This is a genomic window from Agromyces mediolanus (assembly GCF_044917495.1).
Classification (GTDB): Bacteria; Actinomycetota; Actinomycetes; order Actinomycetales; family Microbacteriaceae; genus Agromyces; species Agromyces mediolanus_B.
In genome coordinates this window covers 63,143-79,693 of the sequence record NZ_JAVSSI010000011.1, presented here as the reverse complement: position 1 = coordinate 79,693, position 16,551 = coordinate 63,143, and the positions used below count along the sequence as shown (strand labels likewise).

The following is a 16,551-nucleotide window of genomic DNA, read 5'->3' as shown; positions in this document are numbered from 1 at the left end:
TAGCCAGGCGAGACGAATCTCGCTAAGCTACTCACTAGCCAGGCGAGATATTCGCCGAGGCGAGCATCTTTTCCAGCGCCTCACCGCCGGAGTTGACGAAGGAGCCGACATGACCGACCTCAGCACCGCACCTCGAAGCGCCTCGCCGTTGGCCCCGACGGAACTGGTCGTCCTCCTCGACGAGGCGGGCGAGCAGATCGGCACGGCGCCGAAGTCGAGCGTGCACGGCGCCGACACCGCCCTGCACCTGGCGTTCTCGTGCCACGTCTTCGACGACGACGGGCGCCTGCTCGTGACCCGTCGCGCCCTCGGCAAGGTCGCCTGGCCCGGCGTGTGGACGAACTCCTTCTGCGGCCACCCCGCACCGGCGGAGCCGCTCCCCCACGCCGTGCGACGGCGCGCCGAGTTCGAACTCGGCCTGGAGCTGCGCGACGTCGAGCCGGTGCTCCCGTTCTTCCGCTACCGGGCGACGGATGCCTCGGGCATCGTCGAGCACGAGATCTGCCCCGTCTACACCGCGCGGACGAGCTCGGTGCCCGCGCCGCATCCCGAGGAGGTCCTCGACCTCGCCTGGGTCGAGCCGGCCGAGCTCGCGGCGGCCGTGCGCGCGGCGCCCTGGGCGTTCAGCCCCTGGCTCGTGCTGCAGGCGCAGCTGCTGCCCTTCCTCGGCGGCCGGGCCGGCGCCCAGCTCGACACCGGTGCCACGACGGAAGTGCTCGCCTCATGAGCCTCGTGCAGGCCGTCGAGACGCCCGCCCGGCAGGCCGAGGTCGAACGCTACCTCGGGAGCTTCTTCGACGACGCGATCGTCCGCGCGGACGCGCACGCCGCCGACTACCGCCGGCTCTGGGCGGCGGCCCGGGATGCCGCGAGCGGCGGCAAGCGGATCCGGCCGAGGCTCGTGCTCGCCGCCCACGACGCGCTCGCCCCCGACGGGGCGCCGGGCGCCGGGGTCGTGCCGAGCGGCGCGCCCGGCTCCGGGACGCACGCGGAGGCCGTGGCCCTCGCCGCGGCGTTCGAGCTGCTGCACACCGCCTTCCTCGTGCACGACGACGTCATCGACCGGGACCTCGTCCGCCGCGGTGAGCCGAACGTCGCCGGCCGGTTCGCGCTCGACGCCGCCCTGCGCGGTCTGGAGCGCGAGCGCGCCGACGCCTACGGGCAGGCCTCCGCCATCCTCGCGGGCGACCTCCTGATCGCGGCGGCGCACTCGCTCGTCGCCGGGCTCGACGTGCCGGCCGCGCGGCGCCGTGCGATCCTCGCGGTGCTCGACGAGTGCGTCTTCGCGGCGGCCGCCGGGGAGCACGCCGACGTGCGGCACGCGGCCGGCGTCCGCCCCGACGAGGCCGACATCCTCGCGATGATCGAGGACAAGACCGCGTGCTACTCGTTCAGCGCTCCGCTCAGGGCCGGCGCGCTCCTCGCCGGTGCGGGACCGGCCGAGGTCGCCCGGCTCGGCGAGATCGGACGCAGGCTCGGTGTCGCGTTCCAGTTGCAGGACGACCTGCTCGGGGTCTACGGCGACGAGCGGGTCACCGGCAAGACCACGCTCGGCGACCTCCGCGAGGGCAAGGAGACGCTCCTCATCGCCTACGCGCGCGGGCACGCGGCATGGGTCGCGGCATCCGGTGCCTTCGGCCGCCCCGATCTCGACGAGGCGGGCGCCCGGCCGCTCCGCGCGGCGATCGAGGCGAGCGGGGCCCGGGCCCGCGTCGAGGCGCGGATCGCGGAGGAGACGACCGCGGCCCGCACCGCGATCGCGTCCGCGGGCCTCCCCGACCGCCTCGAGGCCGAGCTGCTCGGCCTCGCCGCCGAGGCCACCAGGAGGGCGAAATGACGCGCACCGAACACCGGCGACCCGCGACGCAACCAGCGCCCGCGACGGGCCTCGCGCTCTACGATCGCACCGCCGCCGAGGGCTCGGCCCGCGTCATCCGCGCGTACTCGACCTCCTTCGGGCTGGCGAGCCGGCTCTGCTCCCCCGACGTCCGGGAGCACCTCGCCGAGGTGTACGCGCTCGTGCGCATCGCCGACGAGCTCGTCGACGGCCCGGCCGAGGAGGCCGGCCTGCCCGCCGAGCGCCGCCGCGAGCTGCTCGACGCCCTCGAGGCCGAGACGGAGTCCGCCTTCGAGAGCGGCTACAGCGCGAACCTCGTCGTGCACGCCTTCGCGCGCGCGGCCCGGCGCAGCGGCTTCGACCAGGAGCTGACCCGGCCGTTCTTCGCGTCGATGCGGCGCGATCTCGACCCCATCGACTTCGGTTCGGAGCGGGAGCTCGACGAGTACGTCTACGGCTCCGCGGAGGTCGTCGGGCTGATGTGCCTGCGCGGCTTCGCGGTGGGACTGCCCCCGGCGCCGGAGCGCGACGCCCGCTGGGAGCGCGGCGCGCGGGCGCTGGGCTCGGCGTTCCAGCGGGTGAACTTCCTGCGCGACCTCGGCGAGGATGCCGCGCTCCGCGGGCGCCGCTATTTCCCGGGCGTCGACCCGGCGCGGTTCTCCGCCGCCGAGCAGCTGCGCATCCTCGACGGGATCGACGCGGAGCTCGCCGAGGCGGCGGCCGTCATCCCGGAGCTGCCGCGCGGCTGCCGGGTCGCGGTCGCGGCCGCGCACGGCCTCTTCGGGGAGCTCTCCGCCCGGCTCCGCCGCACCCCGGCCGATGAGCTCCTCGCGCAGCGGGTGCGCGTCCCCGCGCCGCGCAAGCTCGCCATCGTGGCCCGCGTCGTCGCCCGGGGAGGTCGCCCGTGAGCCGCGCGGTCGTGGTCGGCGGCGGGATCGCGGGGCTCGCGACGGCCGCGCTGCTCGCCCGCGACGGGCACGAGGTGCGGCTGTTCGAGGCGCGGCCCGAGCTCGGGGGACGCGCGGGCCGCTGGCGTTCGGGCGGCTTCGTGTTCGACACCGGTCCGAGCTGGTACCTGATGCCCGAGGTGTTCGAGCACTTCTACCGGATGATGGGGACGACGGCGGCCGACGAGCTCGAGCTCGTGCGGCTCGACCCCGGCTACCGGGTGTACTTCGAGGACTTCGACGAGCCGGTCGACGTGCGCGCCGAGCGCGAGGCAGCCATCGCCCTCTTCGAGTCGATCGAGCCCGGCGCCGGGGCGGCGCTCGCCCGCCACCTGGACTCGGCCGACGAGACCTACCGGCTCGCGATGACGCACTTCCTCTACACGGACTTCGCCCGCCCCGGAGCGCTGCTCGCGGCGCCCGTGCGACGCCGGCTCGGCACGCTCGCGCGGCTGCTGCTGGAGCCGCTGGACCGGATGGTCGGCCGCTCGTTCTCCGACGTCCGGCTCCGGCAGATCCTCGGCTACCCGGCGGTGTTCCTCGGCACCTCCCCCGAGCGGGCGCCGAGCATGTACCACCTGATGAGCCGCTTCGACCTGGCCGACGGCGTCTTCTACCCGATGGGCGGCTTCGGCGAGATCATCGACAGCGTCGCCCGGCTCGCGCGGCGGGCGGGGGTCGAGCTCGTCACCGGGGCGGAGGTCGTCGCGATCGAGACGGCCGGGCGGCGCGCGACGGGGGTGCTGGTGCGCCACGGCGCCGACACCGAGTTCGTCGAGGCCGACCTCGTCGTCTCGGCGGCGGATCTCCACCACACGGATGCCGAGCTTCTCCCCGCCTCGGCGCGGACTCGGAGCGAGGCATCCTGGTCGCGGCGCGACCCCGGCCCGGGCGCCGTGCTCGTGATGCTCGGCGTCCGCGGGAGCCTGCCGCAGCTCGCCCACCACACCCTCTGCTTCACGGCCGACTGGCGCACGAATTTCGCGCAGGTGTTCGGCGCCCGGCCGACGATCCCCGACCCCGCCTCGTTCTACGTCTGCCGGCCGAGCGCGACGGACCCCGGCGTCGCGCCGCCCGGCTGCGAGAACCTGTTCCTCCTGGTTCCGGTGCCCGCGGACACGACGATCGGCGCGGGCGGGATCGACGGCGACGGCGACCGCGCGGTCGAGGCGACGGCGGACCGGGCGATCGCCGCGCTCGCGGAGTGGGCGGCGATCCCCGACCTCGCCGAGCGCATCGTGGTCCGCCGCACGGTCGGCCCGGCGGACTTCGAGTCGTGGTTCCACTCGTGGCGCGGCTCGGCGCTCGGGCCGGGCCACCTCCTCCGGCAGAGCGCGATGTTCCGCGGCCGCACGGTATCGCCGAACGTCGAGGGGCTCTACTTCGCCGGGGCGACGACGATCCCCGGCATCGGGCTGCCCATGTGCCTCATCAGCGCCGAGCTCGTCGCGAAGGCCGTCCGCGGCGAGGACGCGCCGGGCCCGCTGCCCGAGCCGGAGCCGCACGGGGCCCCCGCCGAGCACGAGCGGGAGCCCAGCGGATGACGTTCCTCCACCTCGGCCTCCTCCTCGTCTCGATCGGCTGCATCGCGCTCGTCGACGCGCGGTACCGGCTGTTCTTCTGGCGGGCCCCGCTGCGCGCGACCCTCGTCGTCGGGCTCGGGGTCGCGATGCTGCTCGCGTGGGACGTCTGGGGCATCGCGTCGGGCATCTTCTTCCGCGAGCCGAACGCGTACTCGACGGGCCTGCTCATCGCCCCGCACCTGCCGATCGAGGAGCCGGTCTTCCTCGTCTTCCTCTGCCAGCTCGCGATGGTCGGCTACACCGGCACGCTCCGGCTGCTGGCTCGGCGCTCCCCGGCCCGCCCCCGCGAGGAGGTGCGCCCATGAGCTACGCGGTCCTCTGCCTGCCGTTCCTCCTGGTCTCCGCCGTGCTCGCCGCGGTCGCGTGGCGTCGCGCCCCGGCCGGGCACGCGGCGGCGCTCGCGATCACGGCGGGCGGGCTCGTGCTGCTGACGGCGGTGTTCGACACGCTCATGATCGCCGCGGGGCTGTTCGACTACGCCGACGCGCCGCTCCTCGGGCCGCGGCTCGGGCTCGCGCCGATCGAGGACTTCGCGTACCCGATCGCCGCACTGCTCCTCTGCAGCGCGGTGTGGAACCTCCTGGGCTCCCGTGCGGCGACGACGGGGGATCGCGCATGAGCACCGCGCGCGCCGAGGCATCCGGTCAGTCGCTCGCCGCGGCGCTGTTCACCGCGTCGCGCCCGCTCAGCTGGATCAACACGGCGTTCCCCTTCGCGGCCGCCTATCTGCTGACCGCGCGCGAGATCGATGTCGCGCTCGTCGTGGGCACGCTGTTCTTCCTCGTGCCGTACAACCTGGCCATGTACGGCATCAACGACGTGTTCGACTTCGAGTCCGACGCGAGGAACCCGCGCAAGGGCGGCGTCGAGGGAGCGTTGCTGCCCCCGGGCCGGCATCGCGCCGTGCTGATCGCCGCGACCGCGCTCGCCCTGCCGTTCGCGGTCTGGCTGGTGCTGCTCGGCGGCCCGTGGTCGTGGGCGTGGCTCGCGCTCAGCCTCTTCGCCGTGGTGGCCTACTCGGCGCCCGGGCTGCGGTTCAAGGAGGTGCCCGGGCTCGACTCCCTCACCTCGAGCACTCATTTCGTCTCGCCGGCCTGCTACGGCCTCGCGCTCGCAGGAGCCGCGGTGACGCCGCAGCTCGTGCTGCTCCTCGTCGCCTTCTTCGTCTGGGGCGTCGCGAGCCACGCGTTCGGGGCGGTGCAGGACGTCGTCCCCGACCGGGAGGCGGGGATCGGCTCGATCGCGACCGCGCTCGGCGCCAGGCGCACGACGCGGCTCGCGATCGCACTGTGGCTGCTCGCCGGCGCCCTCATGCTGGCGACGGCGTGGCCGGGCCCGCTCGCCGCGGTGCTGGCGCTGCCGTACGTCGTGGCCGCGTGGCCGTACCGCTCGGTGTCCGATGCGGACTCGGCGCGGGCGAACGGCGGCTGGCGCTGGTTCCTCGCCATCAACTACGGGGCCGGCTTCGGGGCGACGCTGCTGCTCATCTGGTACGCCCTGCTCACGGCCTGAGCAGCGCGCGCCGCCGGCGCGGGCGCGCGCTCTCGCGCCGGGCGCCCGGGACTCCCCGGTCGCTCGCCCCGGCTACTCCGCGTCGAGCGGCGGCGAGCCGAGCAGCAGCGCGGTCGAGTGCGCGATGTGCCGGCGCATCGCCTCGACCCCCTCGCTCTGCACCTCGTCGAGGAGCTCGCGGTGCTCGACGACGAGCTCGGCCAGGCTGTAGTGCCGTCGGATGTGCAGCAGGAAGAGCCGCAGCTCCGCGCCGAGCGCCGCGTGCGCCTCGACGATGCGGGGGCTGCCGCTCGCCGCGACGATGGCCCGGTGCACCTCGAGGTGCAGCCGCTCGGCCTCGAGCCAGGCGGGCGTGGTCTCGCGTTCGCCGGGCGGCCGCAGCGCCTCCTCCGTGACGGCGAGCCCGGCCAGCTCGTCGAGCGCACGTCGGGCCGGTACGAGCGCCGCGTCGGGCCATCCGGTGCCGAAGCGCTCCCCCGCGATGCGCACGGCCTCCACCTCGAGCGCCTCGCGCAGCTGCTGCAGCGCGAGCACCTGCTCGTGGTCGAACTCGGTCACCCGGACGCCGCGGTACGGCGCCGACTCGGCGAGCCGCTCGGCCACGAGCCGCTGGAACGCCGCCCGCACCGTGTGCCGGGACACCCCGAACCGCTCGGCCGCCTGCTCCTCGCGGAGCGGCGCCCCCGATGGCAGCGCACCGCTCAGGATCTCGTCGCGGAGCGCGTCGGCGATCCGCTCGACGGCGGTGGGCGCCGGCATGCTGCTCCGGCTCAGTCGTCGTCGACGGCGGCGCGCACCACGAGGGCGACGACCCCGGCGACCACGACGACCGCCCCGATCGCGACGGCGATCGCCGCTCCCGGGTTGCGGTCGGCGAAGGCGCGGGCCTTCGCCTTCGCCCGGTCGACGCGGATGCCGAGCTGCTTCGGCACGTTGAGCTTGTCTTCGAGCGCGTTCAGCGTGCCCGCGAACTCGGCGCGGGCGTCGACGACGGCGGCCCGGGCCTGCACGCGCCCGAGGTTGCGCTCGCGCGTCTTCTGCTCGCGCTTCGAGCCGGTGCCCGGCGCGTCAGTAGCGGCGGTCATAGTCACCCGTTCCCTTCAGTGCGTCGAGGTCGGCCTTCAGGCTGTCGATCGACTCGAGCGGCTCGGCGCCCCGCTTGAAGTTCAGGATGCCGATGCCGACGAGGATCGCCATCACGAGCAGGATGGCGCCGGCGACGACGAGGGCCGCCGCCCACGCGGGCATGACGAGGGCGAGCGCGAAGATGGCCGCTGCGAGCAGGCAGAACACCAGGAACGGCAGCAGCACCAGCACCGTGACGAAGAGCCCGGAGCCGATGCCGAAGTGCTTCGCCTTGTAGCTGAACTCGGCCTTGACCTGGTCGACCTCCGCGCGGACGAGGTTCGACACCGTGTCGGGCAACTGCCCGATCAGGGTGAAGAGAGAGCGTTCGTCTTCCGTGGGTGCGCTCATGTTCCCGCCCTCCTAGGAGTCGGAGCCCGACGAGCGGCGGCTCGTGCCGGACTTCTTCGCGGCGGTGCGCGTGCCCGCCGCGCCGCTCGTCTTCGAGGCGGCCGTCTTCGAGGCGGCGGTCTTGCTCGCGGCCTTCGAACCCGAGCCCGCCTTCGCCGACTTCTCCGCGGTCTCGGCGGCGGCGTCGATCGCGTCGCCGACGGCGTCGGCCGCGTCCTCGAACGCCGCACCGGCCGCCTTCGCGGTCTTCGCCACCCCGCGCTTCGCCGCCTCGGCGGCCTCGCGCACCTCGGCCTTCGTGGCGCCCGAGCCCCGGGTCGCGTTGCCGATGAACGACTTGGCGGCGTCGAGCACCGTGTCGGACACGTCGCCGAGCTTGTCCTTGGCGAAGTCGGTGACGGTCGTGACGCCCTGCTGCACGGCCGGCTGGTTCCAGACGCCCTCTGCTGCGCGCTTGATCTGCTCGTATCGTTCGCGGCCCGCGCGGGTGCCGAGCACGTAGCCCACACCAAGGCCGACGACGAAGAGGATCTTGCCCTTCATTTCCACCCCATCTCCTGCCGCCTTCGGCACGGCGACCCTCTCAAGGGTAGACCCCGTGCATGAGCGCGCAAGGGGGGTTGACGGAAATATTCCGTTCCGGTCATGCAATCGCCCCGTCGGTCGGGATGCCTACACTCCTGACATGCCCCAGCGCACCGCTCGCCTCCTGCTCGACCCGACGACCGCCGACGACCTCGACGCGCTGCACGAGATCTACGGCGACGCGCGCACCTGGACCCATCTGCCCTCCGGCCGCCATCTCGACCGCGAGCGCACGGCCGAGGTGCTCGAACGCTGGCTCGACGACTGGCGCAGCGAGGGGTTCGGCGCGTGGACGATCCGGGAGGCGGTCGCCCCCGGGCGCATCGTGGGCCACGGCGGCTGTGCGGTTCGCGGCCGCGCGCCCGGTGCGGACGACCCGGCGCGCGACTCCGGGGCGTACTGGAACCTCGGCTACCGCTTCCACCCGGACGCGCAGGGCCGCGGGCTCGCGACGGAGCTCTCGCTCGCCGCGGTCGCGGCGGCCCGGGAGCGCCGGCCCGAGCTCCCGATCGTCGCCTATCTGCTGGAGCACAACACCGCGTCGGCGCGGGTGGCCGAGAAGGCGGGGTTGACGCTGCGGCACCGCGCTCCCGATGCCGGCAATCCGGATGCCTCGGCCATCCGCCTCGTCTACGCCGATCGCGAGCTCACCGCCGCGCAGCTCGCCGCGACGCTGGCCTGAGGAGCGCTCGCCGGGCGCGCCCGGCGAGCGCGCCTGAGCTAGTGGCGATCCTGCACCGCGAGCGCCCGGATCCGCCCGGCCGCCTCGATCGCGTGCGGCACGACCGAGGCGAGCCCGGTGCCCGCGACCCAGGAACCGGTCGCCTCGATGCCGGGCTCGGCGGCGAGCGCGTCCTCGAACTCGCGCACCCGGGCGCGCTGGCCCAGGGCGGCGTGGGAGAGCGCGTCGCGCCAGGCGGTGCGGCCGGAGGCGACGAGCATCGACGGGTCGAGCTCGACGCCGAGGAGGGCCGAGGCATCCGCGACCGCGAGCCGGGCGACCGCCTCGTCGTCGAGCGCGTCGAGCGGGTTCGCCGCACCCGCGCGTCCGTACGACAGCCGCACGACGTGGCGCGAGCCGCCGCCGCCGCTCGCCCGGGCCGCCTCGGCGAGCCAGGGCCACTTCGCCGAGGAGTGGGTGAGCGCCTTCGCCTGCACGCCGACGGCGTCGGCCGCGACGAGCACTCCGGTGCCCCGCGGGGCGGCGTCGAGCGCGGGGGCGTCGAGCACGAGCGTGACGATCTCGACCGACGCCGCGCTCGGCCAGTCCGAGGCATCCGCCCAGCCCTCGACCGCCTGGCCGAGGAGGCGGCGGGAGGTCTGCGCCGGAGCGGCGAGGATCGCGTAGTCGGCGTCGATCACGAGGTCGCGCTCCGGGCCGAGCGCGCGCACGAGCCACGGCGCCGACTCCCGGCCCGCGGGCTCCCGGCGCTCGAGCTCGACGACCTCGCGCCCGGTCTCGACGACCGCGTCGAAGCGGGCGAGCTCGGTGAGCAGCGCGTCGACGAGGCGGTGCATGCCGCCGCGGATGCCGAGCACGGCGCTGCCGGCCCTGCGGGTCTCGACCAGCTCGCCGACACCGCCCGAGAGCGAGCCGGCGCGCGTCATCGCGGCGTTCAGCCCCGGCGCGACGAGATCGAGCTCGAGGTCCATGGGATCGGCGGAGTACACGCCGGACGAGATCGGGGTGACGAGCCGCTCCAGCACCGCGCCGCCCATCCGGGAGCGCACGAGCTTGCCGACGCTGTCGGCCCGGCCGATGCGGAGGATCGGCATGAGCCGATCGGCATATGCGCGGATCGCCCCGCCCCAGCCGATGATCGCCCGCACGTCGTCGCCGAGCGGGTTCGCGGGGATGCCGAGCACGCCCGTCTTCGGCAGCGGCGCCGCCCGGAGCCCCGACCCCCAGACCAGCCAGGCGCCGGCACGGTTCGGCTCGACGATGTCGTCGGCGAGCCCGAGCGATCCGAGGAGCTCGGCGACGGCGCCGGTGCGCGTCGCGAACGACTCGGCGCCGGAGTCGAGCGAGAGGCCGGCGAGCTCGATGCGGCCGACGCATCCGCCCGGCTCGTCCTGGCGCTCGAGCACCGTCACGGACAGCCCGAGCTTGGCGCACTCGAGCGCGGCGACGAGCCCGGCGACCCCGCCGCCGATCACGACGACGTCGCTGCGGCGGCGTTCCGGCTCGACCGCGTCGCCCGCGGCGTCCGCGGGATCGAACCCGGCGGGGCCGGGCGTGCCGGGCTCGCTGTTCACGCGCCGGCCTCGTGCACCAGCTCTACGACGCGGGTCAGTACCGCCGGGTCGGTCTCCGGCGGCACGCCGTGGCCCAGGTTGAAGACGTGGGCGGGCGCGCTGCGGCCGCGGCGGAGCACCTCGCGCACCGCGTCGGCGAGCACCGGCCACGGGGCGGCGAGGAGCGCCGGGTCGAGGTTGCCCTGCAGCGGCACGTCGTCGCCGACGCGCTCCGCGGCGACGTCGAGCGGGATGCGGTAGTCGACGCCGACCGCGTCGACGCCGATCCCGTGCATGGCGCCGAGCAGCTCGCCGGTGCCGACGCCGAAGTGCACCACCGGCACGCTGCGGGTCACCGTGGTGCTGCTGCCCGCCCCGTCGCTGAGCTCCCGCTCGTAGGAGAGGTCGTGCACGAAGGAGAGCGCCTTCGCCGAGGCCGGGGCCACGTGCCGCTCGTAGTCGGCGAGCGACAGGGCGCCCGCCCAGGAGTCGAAGAGCTGCGCGGCGGAGGTGCCGGCGAGCACCTGCGTGCGGAGGAAGCGGCCGGTGAGCTCGGCCGTCCAGTCCATGAGCGCGCGCCAGGCGCCCGGGTCGGCGTGCATGAGCGTGCGCGCGGCGAGGTGGTCCTTCGACGGGCCGCCCTCGGCGAGGTACGCGGCGAGGGTGAACGGCGCGCCCGCGAAGCCGATGAGCGGGGTCGCGCCCTGCTCGGCACCGGCGGGCGCGGTCTCGTTCAACTCGGCGACGGTGCGGCGGACGGCCTCGGCGATGGGCGCGGCGCGCTCGTCGAGGAGGGCGGGGTCGATCGCGGTGAGCTCGGCGACCGCGGCCGCGTCGGCGTAGCCCCGGCCGAACACCGGGCCGCGACCCGGTTCGATCGAGACGTCGACGCCGACGAGCTTCAGCGGCACGACGATGTCGCTGAAGAAGATGCCGGCGTCGACCCCGTGCCGGCGGACCGGCTGCAGGGTGATCTCCGCGGCCATCTCCGGGTCGAGGCAGGCGTCGAGCATCCGGGTGCCGACGCGGAGCTCGCGGTACTCGGGCAGCGAGCGGCCGGCCTGGCGCATGAACCAGACGGGCGTCGTCTCGGGACGTTCACCGCCGTACGCGCGGACGAGACGGGAATCGGCGGTGAGGCCGGCCTGCAGGGGGTGGGTGGTGTCGAGCATCACCCGGACATTGTCCCGCACTCGCTCGAACGTTCGCCGAGTGTGCGCGCCACATTCTGCTAAGACCCCTTACATTCTCGGGGTCCTTCGCGCTAGCATCGGTGCCGTTGCGCCATCCCCCAGTGGCGCGACGACGCGTCGACCGCGACGTCGATGCGCCTCCGCGCCCCACGGAGAGAGACGACGTGTCCCGAATCGTCACGCCCCAGTCCGCCTTCCCGACCCCCGCCTCGGACGGCCCCGCCGAGCACCGGCTCGCCCTCACGATCGGCGTCGCGAGCGCGGCCGTCGTCGTGATCGCGCTCCTCGCGATCGCCGGTCCCGCGCTCGAGGAGGTGATCTCCGCACTCCCCTCGGTGCACGGCCCCAGCGCGGCGGGGATCTTCCTCGGCGTCGTCGGCCTGCTCGCGCTCGCGACGGTCGGCGTGCGCTTCGCGCTCCTCGCCCGCAACCGGGCGCGACGGCGGGCCCTCGAGGCGCGTTTCGAGGGCGGCATCTCCTGCGGCCTGCGGCACCGCGAGCTCGAGGACGCCCTCGCCGAGCTGCCCGGCTGCGAGGTGCCGCTCGCGACGCGCTACTCGATCGTCGCCGACCCGGCCGGCCTCTCGTTCTGGAACGGCGGGGCCCGACCCCGCAAGGCGGCGCACGTCGCCTGGCGGGAGGTGCGCAGCATCCGCCCCGACGAGCTCATCGCCGGATCGCGAGCGGCCCCCGTCGTCCTCGTCCGCGTCCGGCGCCAGGGCACGAGCATCGCGCTGCCGCTCCTCCTCGCCGGCGAGCAGCCGGGCGTCTTCGCGGTCACCGATGCGCCGTTCTACGCCGTGGTCCGCTCCTGGAAGGCGCTGCACCGCACCGCGCTCGAGCAGGAGGGGCTCGAACCCCCGACGAGCACGACACCGATCCCCGTCATCACGGCGAGCACGGCCGCACTCGCCGGCGCGTCGACGTCGCCTCGCCGGAGCGCGCGCCGCGCCGCTCGGCACTAGCCGCATCCTCGGGGCGCCCGCGCGAGGTCGCCCCGTGTCGCGCTCCGTCGGCCGAGCACTCTACGGCGGGTAGAATCCTCTGGTGCTCATCTGCCTCTCCGCGAGCCACAAGAACGCCGGCTTCGACATGCTCGAACGGCTCTCCGCCTCCGCAGACGCCGCGGCGGGCCGCATCATCGACGGCCACGCCGCCCTTCAGGGCGCCGTCGTCGTCGCCACCTGCAACCGCTTCGAGGCCTACCTCGACCTCGCCACCCCCGAGGGCGAGTCCCCGATCCCCGTCGTGCACGAGGCGATCCGCGCGGTCGGCGACGTCGCCGGCCTCGAGCCCGAGGAGCTGCGCAGCACCTTCGACTTCGCCCACGGCAACGCGGTCGCCGGGCACCTCTTCTCCGTCGCCTCCGGGCTCGAGTCCGTCGTCGTCGGCGAGGGCGAGATCGCCGGGCAGGTGCGCCGCTCCCTCGAACGCGCCCGCGACGAGGGCACGACGACGCCGGAGCTCGAGCGCCTGTTCCAGCGCGCCTCGCAGACCTCGCGCACCGTGAAGAACCGCACCGGCGTCGGCAGCGCGGGGCGCTCGCTCGTGCGCCTCGCCCTGGAGCTCGCCTCCTCGCGCGTCGCCGACTGGAGCAAGGCCCGGGTGCTGCTCGTCGGCACCGGCCAGTACGCCGGCGCATCGCTCGCCGCGCTCCGCGACCGGGGCGCGGCCGACGTGCGCGTGTACTCGCCCTCGGGCCGGGCCGCCCGCTTCGCCCGCAACCACGGCATCGAGGCCGTCAGCCACGCCGGGTACGCCGTCGCCGCGGCGGCCGCCGACGTGATCATCACCTGCACCACGGCCGACCACCACGTCGTCGACCGGGTGCTCCTCGCGGGCGGAAAGGCGACGCTCGCCGCGTCGCACGCCGCCCCGACGGATGCCGAGGCCTCCGCCGTGCTCGCCGAGTTCCGCGCCTGGTGCCCGGTGCCCGGCGCCGCCCGGAGCGCCCGCCAGCTCGTCATCGACCTCGGCATGCCCCGCAACGTCGCGACCGACGTCGTCGAGGTGGAGGGCGTGGAACTGCTCGACCTCGAGACCATCCGCCGGCACGCACCGCTCGAAGAGCTCGGCGCGACCGAGGCCGCCCGCGAGCTCGTGAACAGCGCCGCGCGCAACTTCGGCGCGGTCGGCGAGGAGCTCGACCTGGCCCCGTCGGTGGTGGCCCTGCGCGCGCACGTCGGCGGCATCCTGGACGCGGAGATCGAACGCGCCCGCGCCCGCGGCGCCGGCGATGCCGACGGCCAGGTCGAGCAGGCGCTGCGCCACATGGCCGGGGTGCTGCTGCACACGCCGATGGTGCGCTCGCGCGAGTTCGCCCGCTCGGGCGAGCAGCGCGCCTGGATCGAGGCGCTCGACGCCCTCTTCGGCGTGCGCGCCGACGGCTCGCGCTAGGCGCGCCCCGTCAGCTGCGACTCCGCCGGCGATCGACGGCCGTGGTTGCCGGTGCGGCCGCAGCGCGCTGTCGGCCGCTCCGGGTAGCGTCGTGCCATGACCGCCGACGCCGACGCCCCCTCCGACGCACCCGATTCGGGCGCGTCATCCGGCCCGAGCGATGCGCCGTCGCTCGCGCTGCCGTTCGACACCGAGGCGCTCGAGCACAGCCCCATCGTCACCGAGCGGCTGCTGATCCGGCCGCTGATCGAGGCCGACAGCGACGATGTGTGGGAGTACCAGCGACTGCCCGAGGTGCTGCGCTACATCCCGTGGCCGGAGCGCAGCCGCGAGGAGGCGCACGCCCACACCATGCGCCGGGTCGGCAGCCGGCTCCTCGCCGAAGACGGCGACAACGTGCACTTCGCGATGGTCCTCACGGGTGAGCCGTCCCCCGGCGATGCCGGGCGCGACCGGGTCGTCGGCGACGTGATGGTGCGCATCGCGAGCGTCGAGCACGCACGCCTCGAGCTCGGCTGGGTGCTGCACCCCGATTTCCAGGGTCGCGGGCTCGCCGCCGAGGCCACCGCCGCCGTGCTCGCCTTCGCGTTCGACACCCTGCAGGCCCATCGGGTGCTGGCCGAGCTCGTCGCCGAGAACACCGCCTCGGCGAAGCTCTGCCTGCGCCTCGGCATGCGGCACGAGGCGACGTTCGTCGAGGAGGAGTACGACCGCGACACCGGCGCCTGGCTCGACATGGCGTTCTACGGCATCCTGCGCCGTGAGCACGTCGCCGCCCGCCTCGCGGGCTGAGCCGGCAGCGGCAGCAGCGCCACCAGCGCCAGCGCCGGCAGCGCCGGCAGCGCCGGCAGCGCCGAGCCCCCGAATCGACCAGGTCGACCCTCGCGTCGCCGTCGGCCCCGCCACCCCCTCGATACACTCGCAAGCACGCGGCGCGCTGCCGCCGCGTTCGACGAGGGGGCGCCGATGACGGACCAGGATCGCACGAGTTCCGACCGGGACCGCACGGGCTCGGATGCCCCGGCCGCGCCCGATTCCGCGCCGCGGCGCTCCCGCCGCGACTTCCTGAAGATCGGCGGTGCGGCCGCGGCCGGTGCCGTCGTCGGCGGCGGCGCGGGGGCCGCGATCGGTGCAGCCATCGGGCACCGCGCGGGCTTCGCCGAGGGCACCGACGACTTCGCCGACCTGGTGCCGCGCTCGGAGCCGGGCTTCGACCACCTCGTCGTCGTGATGGGCGAGAACCGCTCCTTCGACAACCTGCTGGGCTGGCTGTACACGCCCGACACCGTTCCCCAGGGGCAGGACTTCGACGGTCTCGCCTTCGGCGACTACGGCAACGTCGGCCCCGACGGCACCCGGGTCGCCGCCCACGTCTACGACGGCCCGACCGACCTCATCATGAGCCGCCCCGATCCGGATCCGGGCGAGGAGTTCCCGCACGTCAACACGCAGATCTTCGACACGATCGATCCGGCCACGAACGCGGAACTCTACGTCGACGAGATGGCGGCCCCGTTCAACGCGCCGAAGCGCGGCGAGCAGCCGAAGATGAGCGGCTTCCTGAAGGACTACCACGTCAACTACCGGCGGCTGAAGAAGGGCGCCGAGCCGACCGCCGCCGAGGCGCGCCAGATCATGGGCTCCTTCTCGCCGGAGATGCTCCCGGTGCTCTCGACGCTCGCGAGCGAGTTCGCCGTCTTCGACCACTGGTACTGCGCGGTGCCCTCGCAGACGTTCTGCAACCGCTCCTTCTTCCACGCCTCGACCTCGCACGGCTTCGTGACGAACCAGGGCGGCGGCGGGTACCGCAAGTGGCTCGACGCCCCGGCCTCCCCCACGATCTTCAACCGGCTCGAGGAAGCGGGGATCCCCTGGCGGGTCTACTTCGACGAGCTGCAGATCGTCTCGTTCACGGGGGTGCTGCACGCACCTGCGCTCGAGAAGTACTGGCGCACCGAGCGCTTCGCGACGATGACGGACTTCTACGAGGACGTGAAGCGCGGCACCCTCCCGGCCTACGCGTTCATCGAGCCGCGGATGATCTACAACCACAACGACTTCCACCCGCCGTTCGGGGTGCTCCGCGAGAGCGACGTCGACGGGAAGGAGGTGGTCGACAGCGCCGTGTCCGACGTGCGCGCGGGCGAGGCCCTCATCCACGACATCTACACGGCGATCCGGGAGAGCGCGTCGCCGAAGGGCTCGAACGCAGTCAACACCATGCTGCTCATCACCTTCGACGAGCACGGCGGCTGTTACGACCACGTGCCGCCGCCCGCGGCGGTGCCGCCCCACGAGGACGCGAAGCCCGGCGAGATGGGCTTCGCGTTCGACCGGCTCGGATGCCGCGTGCCGGCCATCGCGGTGTCCGCGTACACGCGCGCGGGGACGATCGTGAACACCGAGATGCAGCACGCCTCCGTCGTCTCCACGCTGAGCCGGCTGCACGGGCTGAAGCCGCTCACCCGCCGCGATGTCGGGGTCAACGACCTGTTCGACGTCGTGAACCTCGACAAGCCGCGGCATCCCTCGGACTGGCCGGTGACGCACCCGCAGTACACGCCGCCGAACCCGGAGACGGATGCCCCGCACCCGGCGCACACGCACAAGGACAAGCCGCTCAGCCCGCCGGCGCGCGGCCTCCTCGGCATCCTGCTCGCGAAGTACGGCGCCCCCGATCAGGAGCAGCCCGAGACCTATGCCGAGGCGTACGAGCTGCTGCACGACTACGGGGTCGGGCTCTTCGGGAAGCCCTGACCCGGTCCGCTGAGCTCGTCGAAACGCGCC

The 16,551-nt window shown here is 74.4% G+C and carries 18 protein-coding genes; 12 read left to right on the top strand and 6 right to left on the bottom strand.

Annotation, left to right across the window (positions count from 1 at the left end):
- Nucleotides 1-109: 109 nt before the first annotated feature.
- Genes idi through ROT00_RS14980 form a run of 7 tightly spaced genes read left to right on the top strand, consistent with a single transcriptional unit; the run spans nt 110 to nt 5,878 of the window.
- On the top strand, nt 110-727 hold the full coding sequence (idi, locus tag ROT00_RS15010) for an isopentenyl-diphosphate Delta-isomerase (RefSeq protein ID WP_404775835.1): 618 nt from the start codon (nt 110-112) through the stop codon (nt 725-727).
- Nucleotides 724-1,836, top strand: coding sequence for a polyprenyl synthetase family protein (locus ROT00_RS15005; protein ID WP_404775834.1), 1,113 nt, complete (start codon nt 724-726; stop codon nt 1,834-1,836). The genes idi and ROT00_RS15005 overlap by 4 nt, the downstream gene beginning before the upstream one ends.
- Nucleotides 1,833-2,744, top strand: coding sequence for a phytoene/squalene synthase family protein (locus tag ROT00_RS15000; RefSeq protein WP_404775833.1), 912 nt, complete (start codon nt 1,833-1,835; stop codon nt 2,742-2,744). Before ROT00_RS15005 ends, ROT00_RS15000 begins: the two co-directional genes overlap by 4 nt.
- Nucleotides 2,741-4,327 carry a phytoene desaturase family protein gene (gene crtI / locus ROT00_RS14995; RefSeq protein WP_404775832.1) on the top strand — a complete coding sequence of 529 codons (1,587 nt, stop codon included), beginning with the start codon at nt 2,741-2,743 and terminating at the stop codon, nt 4,325-4,327. The genes ROT00_RS15000 and crtI overlap by 4 nt, the downstream gene beginning before the upstream one ends.
- Nucleotides 4,324-4,671 (top strand): lycopene cyclase domain-containing protein, encoded by a 348-nt coding sequence (locus ROT00_RS14990; RefSeq protein WP_404775831.1) that lies wholly within the window; start codon nt 4,324-4,326, stop codon nt 4,669-4,671. Before crtI ends, ROT00_RS14990 begins: the two co-directional genes overlap by 4 nt.
- Nucleotides 4,668-4,985 (top strand): lycopene cyclase domain-containing protein, encoded by a 318-nt coding sequence (locus tag ROT00_RS14985; RefSeq protein ID WP_404775830.1) that lies wholly within the window; start codon nt 4,668-4,670, stop codon nt 4,983-4,985. The genes ROT00_RS14990 and ROT00_RS14985 overlap by 4 nt, the downstream gene beginning before the upstream one ends.
- Nucleotides 4,982-5,878 carry a prenyltransferase gene (locus ROT00_RS14980; protein WP_404775829.1) on the top strand — a complete coding sequence of 299 codons (897 nt, stop codon included), beginning with the start codon at nt 4,982-4,984 and terminating at the stop codon, nt 5,876-5,878. The genes ROT00_RS14985 and ROT00_RS14980 overlap by 4 nt, the downstream gene beginning before the upstream one ends.
- 72 nt (nt 5,879-5,950) lie before the next feature.
- On the opposite strand, the gene ROT00_RS14975 is transcribed toward ROT00_RS14980, so the two are convergent.
- From ROT00_RS14975 to ROT00_RS14960, 4 genes are read right to left on the bottom strand one after another with little or no spacing between them, the layout of a single operon-like run.
- Nucleotides 5,951-6,637, bottom strand: a complete 687-nt coding sequence (locus tag ROT00_RS14975) for a GntR family transcriptional regulator (RefSeq protein WP_404775828.1) — start codon at nt 6,635-6,637, stop codon at nt 5,951-5,953.
- A gap of 11 nt (nt 6,638-6,648) precedes the next feature.
- The gene (locus ROT00_RS14970; RefSeq protein ID WP_404775827.1) at nt 6,649-6,963 is read right to left on the bottom strand and encodes a hypothetical protein; all 315 of its coding nucleotides are present in this window, start codon (nt 6,961-6,963) and stop codon (nt 6,649-6,651) included.
- Nucleotides 6,947-7,354: a phage holin family protein gene (locus tag ROT00_RS14965; protein WP_404775826.1), complete on the bottom strand. Its 408-nt coding sequence runs from the start codon at nt 7,352-7,354 to the stop codon at nt 6,947-6,949. Before ROT00_RS14965 ends, ROT00_RS14970 begins: the two co-directional genes overlap by 17 nt.
- A gap of 12 nt (nt 7,355-7,366) precedes the next feature.
- Nucleotides 7,367-7,897 carry a YtxH domain-containing protein gene (locus tag ROT00_RS14960; RefSeq protein WP_404775825.1) on the bottom strand — a complete coding sequence of 177 codons (531 nt, stop codon included), beginning with the start codon at nt 7,895-7,897 and terminating at the stop codon, nt 7,367-7,369.
- Between the two features lie 142 nt (nt 7,898-8,039).
- Between ROT00_RS14960 and ROT00_RS14955 the strand changes: the two genes are divergently transcribed.
- Nucleotides 8,040-8,621 carry a GNAT family N-acetyltransferase gene (locus tag ROT00_RS14955; RefSeq protein ID WP_404775824.1) on the top strand — a complete coding sequence of 194 codons (582 nt, stop codon included), beginning with the start codon at nt 8,040-8,042 and terminating at the stop codon, nt 8,619-8,621.
- 38 nt (nt 8,622-8,659) lie between these two features.
- On the opposite strand, the gene hemG is transcribed toward ROT00_RS14955, so the two are convergent.
- Complete coding sequence (hemG, locus tag ROT00_RS14950; protein ID WP_404775823.1) at nt 8,660-10,195, bottom strand: protoporphyrinogen oxidase; 1,536 nt, start codon at nt 10,193-10,195, stop codon at nt 8,660-8,662.
- Entirely contained in the window at nt 10,192-11,346 is a 1,155-nt protein-coding gene (gene hemE / locus ROT00_RS14945) for a uroporphyrinogen decarboxylase (protein ID WP_404775822.1), read from the bottom strand. Before hemE ends, hemG begins: the two co-directional genes overlap by 4 nt.
- Nucleotides 11,347-11,531: 185 nt before the next feature.
- On the opposite strand from hemE, the gene ROT00_RS14940 reads away from it, so the two are divergent.
- The 4 genes from ROT00_RS14940 (at nt 11,532) to ROT00_RS14925 (ending at nt 16,521) form a co-directional block, all read left to right on the top strand.
- Nucleotides 11,532-12,332, top strand: coding sequence for a hypothetical protein (locus ROT00_RS14940; RefSeq protein WP_404775821.1), 801 nt, complete (start codon nt 11,532-11,534; stop codon nt 12,330-12,332).
- Between the two features lie 82 nt (nt 12,333-12,414).
- On the top strand, nt 12,415-13,764 hold the full coding sequence (locus tag ROT00_RS14935; protein ID WP_404775820.1) for a glutamyl-tRNA reductase: 1,350 nt from the start codon (nt 12,415-12,417) through the stop codon (nt 13,762-13,764).
- Between the two features lie 96 nt (nt 13,765-13,860).
- A complete protein-coding gene (locus ROT00_RS14930) occupies nt 13,861-14,556 on the top strand; it encodes a GNAT family N-acetyltransferase (protein ID WP_404775819.1) in 696 nt (231 codons plus the stop codon).
- A 174-nt stretch (nt 14,557-14,730) separates the two neighbouring features.
- Entirely contained in the window at nt 14,731-16,521 is a 1,791-nt protein-coding gene (locus ROT00_RS14925) for an alkaline phosphatase family protein (RefSeq protein WP_404775818.1), read from the top strand.
- The last annotated feature ends 30 nt before the right edge of the window (nt 16,522-16,551 follow it).